7 protein-coding genes are annotated in these 5,571 nt (G+C 64.6%); 4 read left to right on the top strand and 3 right to left on the bottom strand.

Translation table 11 applies throughout. The features are described 5' to 3' along the window. The coding region (locus MOV75_RS25800) for a xanthine dehydrogenase family protein molybdopterin-binding subunit (protein WP_247006820.1) at positions 1 to 1,761 on the bottom strand (1,761 nt) is incomplete at its 3' end. Further along, entirely contained in the window at positions 1,758 to 2,249 is a 492-nt protein-coding gene (locus MOV75_RS25795) for a (2Fe-2S)-binding protein (protein ID WP_246919802.1), read from the bottom strand. The genes MOV75_RS25795 and MOV75_RS25800, both read right to left, overlap by 4 nt. Before the next feature lie 362 nt (positions 2,250 to 2,611). Between MOV75_RS25795 and MOV75_RS25790 the strand changes: the two genes are divergently transcribed. The 4 genes from MOV75_RS25790 (at position 2,612) to MOV75_RS25775 (ending at position 5,259) form a co-directional block, all read left to right on the top strand. Continuing rightward, positions 2,612 to 3,376, top strand: a complete 765-nt coding sequence (locus tag MOV75_RS25790) for an alpha/beta fold hydrolase (protein ID WP_246919800.1) — start codon at positions 2,612 to 2,614, stop codon at positions 3,374 to 3,376. A gap of 24 nt (positions 3,377 to 3,400) precedes the next feature. After that, positions 3,401 to 3,742: a hypothetical protein gene (locus tag MOV75_RS25785; RefSeq protein WP_246919799.1), complete on the top strand. Its 342-nt coding sequence runs from the start codon at positions 3,401 to 3,403 to the stop codon at positions 3,740 to 3,742. A gap of 148 nt (positions 3,743 to 3,890) precedes the next feature. Beyond that, on the top strand, positions 3,891 to 4,562 hold the full coding sequence (locus MOV75_RS25780; RefSeq protein WP_246919796.1) for a dienelactone hydrolase family protein: 672 nt from the start codon (positions 3,891 to 3,893) through the stop codon (positions 4,560 to 4,562). A gap of 214 nt (positions 4,563 to 4,776) precedes the next feature. Next, positions 4,777 to 5,259 carry a hypothetical protein gene (locus tag MOV75_RS25775; protein ID WP_246919795.1) on the top strand — a complete coding sequence of 161 codons (483 nt, stop codon included), beginning with the start codon at positions 4,777 to 4,779 and terminating at the stop codon, positions 5,257 to 5,259. A 1-nt stretch (position 5,260) separates the two neighbouring features. Here MOV75_RS25775 and MOV75_RS25770 read toward each other — a convergent pair. After that, positions 5,261 to 5,571: polysaccharide biosynthesis/export family protein (locus MOV75_RS25770; protein ID WP_247006819.1), on the bottom strand; the 311-nt coding region annotated here is incomplete at its 5' end.

Here is a 5,571-nt window from a genome sequence, read left to right as displayed (position 1 = left end):
CTGCGCGCCGCCGTCGTTCTTGCCCGCGCCGTCGAGCAGCGAGATGCGGAACTGCGCCGGATCCTTGCCCGTGGCAGCCGCGATCTCGTCGATCATGCTTTCGACCGCCCAGAAGGTCCAGCCCGGCGCCACCGAGCGGAGCTGGCCGGACGGCGTGGCGTTGTGCGCGAGCTCGTTCTTGATCGCGCGCACATAGTGGTTGGGCACGGTGTAGAAGAAGTCGGCTCCGTTCACCGTGAAGCTATCGAGCGGCCCCTTCTTGTCGACCGAGGGCGTCAGGAAATCGGGGATTCCCCAGCGCGCAGTCGGCCAGGCCGAGACCACGTCGTGGCTGAGCGCGACCAGCTTGCCGTCGCCGTCCACGCCGGCCTTGACCTTTTGATAGGTGAGCGGCCGCGAGAAATCCATCGTCATGTCGTTCTCGCGCGTGTAGATCACCTTCACCGGCTTGCCGATCGCCTTCGCCGCCTGCACGGCGGGAATCATCATGTCGGCATCGAGCCTGCGGCCAAAGCCGCCGCCGAGCCACATTTGATGCATCACCACGAACTTCGGATCGATCCCGGCTGCGCCTGCTGCAATCGCGCCGGAGCGCGTTGCAAACTGGTTGCCCGAATAGATATGCAGGATGTCGCCCTTGAACTCCGCGGTGGCGTTCATCGGCTCCAGCGGCGCGTGGATGTTGATGCTGGTCGTATACTCGGCCTCCACCACCTTGGCCGCGGAGCCGAACGCCGCTGCGGGATCGCCGTCCTTGACGAAGAACTGACCGGAATCCTCCAGCTTCTGGAGCCGCTTGGCCTCGTCGAGCAGCGACTGGCTCGACAGTTTTGCGTTGGGACCGCCGTCATAGGCGATCTTCAGGGCCGCTGCCGCCTTCTTGGCGTTGGCGTAGGTGCCGGCGACCGCGACGACCCAGCCCGACGTCGTGCCGGTCTTGTCGTCGAGCGTGACGGCCTTGATGAAGCCCGGCACGCTTTTCGCGGCGCTGTCGTCGACCGACTTCACCGTGGCGCCGAAGCGCACCGGCGGCGTCACCACCGCGCCATAGGCCATGCCCGGCAGCATCACGTCGATGCCGTATTTGGCGGTGCCGTTGGTCTTGGAGGGAATGTCGAGCTGCGGCACCGACACGCCGATCATGGTGTATTGATCCGGCGTCTTCAGCTTGATCGCCTTGAGCTCGTCCGGTGTGAAGGTTTTCGTCGCCTTGCCGCTCTTGACGATCTCGGCAAAACTCATCTGCTTCTTCGACTTCGGATGCGAGATGATGGAATCGCGCACCACGAGCTGGTCCTTGAAGTAGGGCGGCAGGCCCATCGCCGCGGCGGCCGCCTCCGTCAACGCGATGCGTCCCGCGGCACCCGCGCGGCTCATCGCCTCGAAGTTCATCATGGTCGACCAGCTGCCGCCGGTGATCTGAGCGCCCAGCACGGGATCGTTGAACTTCGGATCGTTGGAGGCGAGCGCAACGCGCATATCCTTCCAGCTTGCCCCCAATTCCTCGCAGACGATCTGCGCCATGGTGGAGGCGATGTGCTGGCCCATGTCCGCCTTGCCGCAGGTCACGGTGACCAGGCCATCGGGCGCGATCGCGTACCAGACGCTCGGCTCGAAATTCGAGGGCGCAGCGAGCGCTTCGCCGATGCCGGGGACGCCGGCGTAGCCCAGCACGAGGCCGGTCGCGGCGGTGCCGACGAGGAAGGAGCGGCGGCTGAGATCCGTCGTCTCAGGGGTCACGTTCTTCACATGCTCGTTCATGTGGGCCTCCGCTCGCTGGAGGTCGCCGATGCGGTGCGCATCTCGGTGGCGGCGCGCATGATCGCCTTCTGGATCCGTGAATAGGTCATACAGCGGCAGAGATTGCCGTCCATATGCGCGACCACTTCCTCTTTGGACGGATTGGGATTTTTCGACAACAGCGAGGCTGCCTGCATGATCTGCCCGGACTGGCAATAGCCGCATTGCGGCACCTGCTCGGCGACCCAAGCCTTCTGCAAGGGATGATCGCCCTTGGCGGAGAGGCCTTCGATGGTGGTGATCTTCTTGCCGGTGACGTCGCCGACCATGGTCTGGCACGAGCGCACGGCTTCGCCGTTGACGTGCACGGTGCACGCCCCACACAGCCCGGCACCGCAGCCGAACTTGGTGCCGGTCATCTGCAATTGCTCGCGGATCGCCCAGAGGAGCGGCGAGTCGTTCGCCGCATCCACGGACAGACTCCGCCCGTTGATGGTGAGTGTTGGCATAGGCGTCTTCCCCTGCCGGTGCATGAAGCCGCTTACGGCGGCAACTTGAATAGCGGACGCCCACCGGGCCGGCGCCAGCCTTGGCGGCGAGAATGATCGCGTTCGGTTGCCGTGGCAAATGCAATTTGGAAGCAGTCGAAACAAACCAGCTCTGCACCTGCTCGTTGTGCGCCGCGCCAACGGCGCCGATACAGCCACTGAACGCAACAGCCAGCGCATCGCACATGCGTGCCATCGCGTTGAGGCAGTTTCTTCCAGGTAACTTGGCAGGCTAAAGTGATGAAAGAAGTGGCGCCGCGATGTCCCACAAGGGGAAAGGGTGCACCGAGGTCGTCGCAGGAATAAGGTGAAAGGCGGAAACAATGCCTGAGATCAATCGGGACGGCGTCAATATCTACTACGAGGTCCACGGCGAGGGGCCGCCGCTGCTGCTGACCCACGGCTACTCATCGACGTCGGCCATGTGGCACGAGCAAATCGATGCGCTCGCGAAGGAGCACAAGCTGATCTTGTGGGACATGCGCGGCCACGGCCAATCCGATTATCCCGATGATGCGAACGCCTACAGTGAAGCTCTGACTGTCGACGACATGGCGGCGATCCTCGATGCCGTCGGCGCGAAGCGCGCCATCATCGGCGGGCTGTCGCTCGGCGGCTACATGTCGCTCGCGTTCTATCGTACGCATCCAGAGCGCGCCCGCGCGCTGCTGATCATTGACACCGGTCCCGGCTTCAAGAAGGACGACGCCCGCGAGGCCTGGAACGCGCGGGCACTGGCCACCGCCGACAGGCTCGATCGCGAAGGCCTCGACGTCCTGAAATCGGCGACCCGCGAGCGCGCCGCGGCCACTCATCGCAACGCCAAGGGACTGGCGCTCGCCGCACGCGGCATGCTGACCCAGCGCGATGCCCGCGTGATCGAGCTCCTGCCCGACATCAAGGTGCCCTGCCTGGTCGTGGTCGGTGCCGACGACACGCCGTTCCTCGCCGCGTCCGATTACATGACCGCCAAAATCCCCCGCGCACAAAAGGTCGTGATCCCCTCGGCCGGTCACGCCGTCAACATCGATCAGCCCAAGGCTTTTGTTGACGCCATCGAGCCTTTCCTGAAGAACTTGCCGGCATAGGCCGGGCAATCAGGGATGCGGACCATGATGCGAGCGATATTGGCGGCGGGCGCAATGGCATCGCTGCTGTCGTCGGTGGCGCTGGCCGAACCATTCGGCGCGGTGCCGTCGCGCCAGCCCTTCGTCGCAACCTTGTCGAACAACATTCCGCTCGCCTTCGGCATGGATGCCGATCAGACCGCCCGCGCCCTCGGGCAGCCCCTGCAATATGTGCGCGGACGTCCCGGCAATGAGATCTACCTCGCTTTGCGCAACATCGGCGGCAGCGGCCTGATCCCCTACCGTCACCGCCTGTTCCTGCAATTCCGCCACGGACGGCTGGCGGGATGGAAGGAGGATTACGGCGAGAACTGGATGTGGGAATGAGGGCGGCGCTTCGTGGCGCAAAGTCATCAAATCTGCGCCGTTGTGCGTTGATGTTGCCCCATCGTCATGGCCGGGCTTGTCCCGGGCATGACGAGATTGTGGAACGAGCGAACTCCCTTTCGACGACCAACCAACAAGGACAACCCGCGTGGGACAAGACATCAAGCTGACGGCATCCGACAATTTCCAGCTCGGCGCCTATCGCGCTGATCCCGCAGGCCGCGCCAAGGGCGCGGTGGTGGTGATCCAGGAGATCTTTGGCGTCAATCACCACATCCGCTCGGTCTGCGACCGGCTCGCCGGGGAGGGCTATGTCGCGATCGCGCCGTCGATCTTCGACCGTACCGCGCCCAATTTCCAGTCGGGCTATTCGCCCGACGAGATCGCGGAGGCGCGCAAATTCGTCGCTAGTCCGGACTGGGCTGCGATGCTGCGCGACACGCAGGCGGCGATCGATGCGGTCCAAAGCGTTGGCCCGGTCGGCATCATCGGCTTTTGCCTAGGGGGCAGCATCGCCTTCGTCGCAGCGACGCGATTGACCGGCCTGAAAGCCGCGATCGGCTATTACGGCGGCGCGGTGGTGCGTTTTGCCGACGAGACGCCGAAAGTGCCGACGCAACTGCATTTCGGCGAGAAGGATGCCGGCATCCCCCTGACCGACGTCGAGACCATCAAGGCGAAGCGGCCGGATTTGGAGGTCTTCGTCTATGCGGGCGCGCAGCACGGCTTCCATTGCGACGAGCGTGCGAGCTACGACAAGACCAGCGCCGACATCGCCTGGCCGCGCAGCATGGCTTTCTTCGCGAAACATTTGAAGTAGCCATCGCTGTCATTCCGGGATGCGGCGCAAGGCGCAGGCCCGGAATCCATACTCCCGATCGTGGTTATGGATTCTCAGGTGCGCAATTGCGCACCGTACTTCGCGCTGCGCGCGCCCCGGAATGACGAGAAGAGAGAGCAGGAATCGGGTGGCTGCATCCTGCCGCCCGGCGATAGAGCTCGCCGGTCAAGCCAACTCACGCCGGGAAATCGCCATGCAGCAAACCGTCACGCACCTCGTCATCCGCAATCCGTTCGGAACCATGGATGTCCCCTCCCCCGATGATTCCGAAGTGATGGACTATGCCGCGACGGCCACGCTGGCCGGCGATGCGTCAGACAGCAATGCGGCGGCGTGGGCAGCGATCGCAGCACCATCAGATCCGATCGAGGGAATCTGGGCGAGCCGCTGGAACGGCGGCGCCGATCCGACCATTGCCGGCGATATGCCGGAGAAGTGGAAGCAGGGGCGCGCGGAGATCCGCATCGCGGGAAGCCGGATCTATCTGCGTTTCGACTGGGACAACGGCCGCCGGCACGGGCTGATCGACGCCGCGCGCGACGGCGCGGGACGCCTGGTCGGGAAATACATCAACCTGACCACGCCGGCGATCATGCGGCCATGGGTCGGTCTCGAGGTCGACGCTGCGCGGATCGACGGATGTTTTCCGAACGGGCGGCTGGATTTTCGAAGGTGAGCTAGAACCAGCGCTCGCCGACGAACACTGTGTCGCCGGGGTTCAAGGGGGTGCCGAGCGGCACCACGGCGCGCATGGAGCCGCCATTCTCGGTGTGCGTGATGGTGACCACGTCGCGCTTGGCGCGCGGCGAGAAGCCGCCGGCGATCGCGACCGCACTTTCGACCGTCATGTTCGGCACGTAGGGATACTGGCCGGGCGCCGTGACTTCTCCGAGAATGAAGAAGGGGCGATAGGCCTCGATCTCGACGGCGACCGAGGGCTCGCGGATGTAGCCGTTGCGCAGGCGCGCGGCGATCTCGCCGGCAAGAC

Origin of the sequence: Bradyrhizobium sp. PRIMUS42, assembly GCF_023006515.1 — a bacterium.
GTDB lineage: Bacteria > Pseudomonadota > Alphaproteobacteria > Rhizobiales > Xanthobacteraceae > Bradyrhizobium.
Note: the sequence above shows the minus strand (reverse complement) of the source record. Positions and strands in the feature narration are given on the sequence as shown.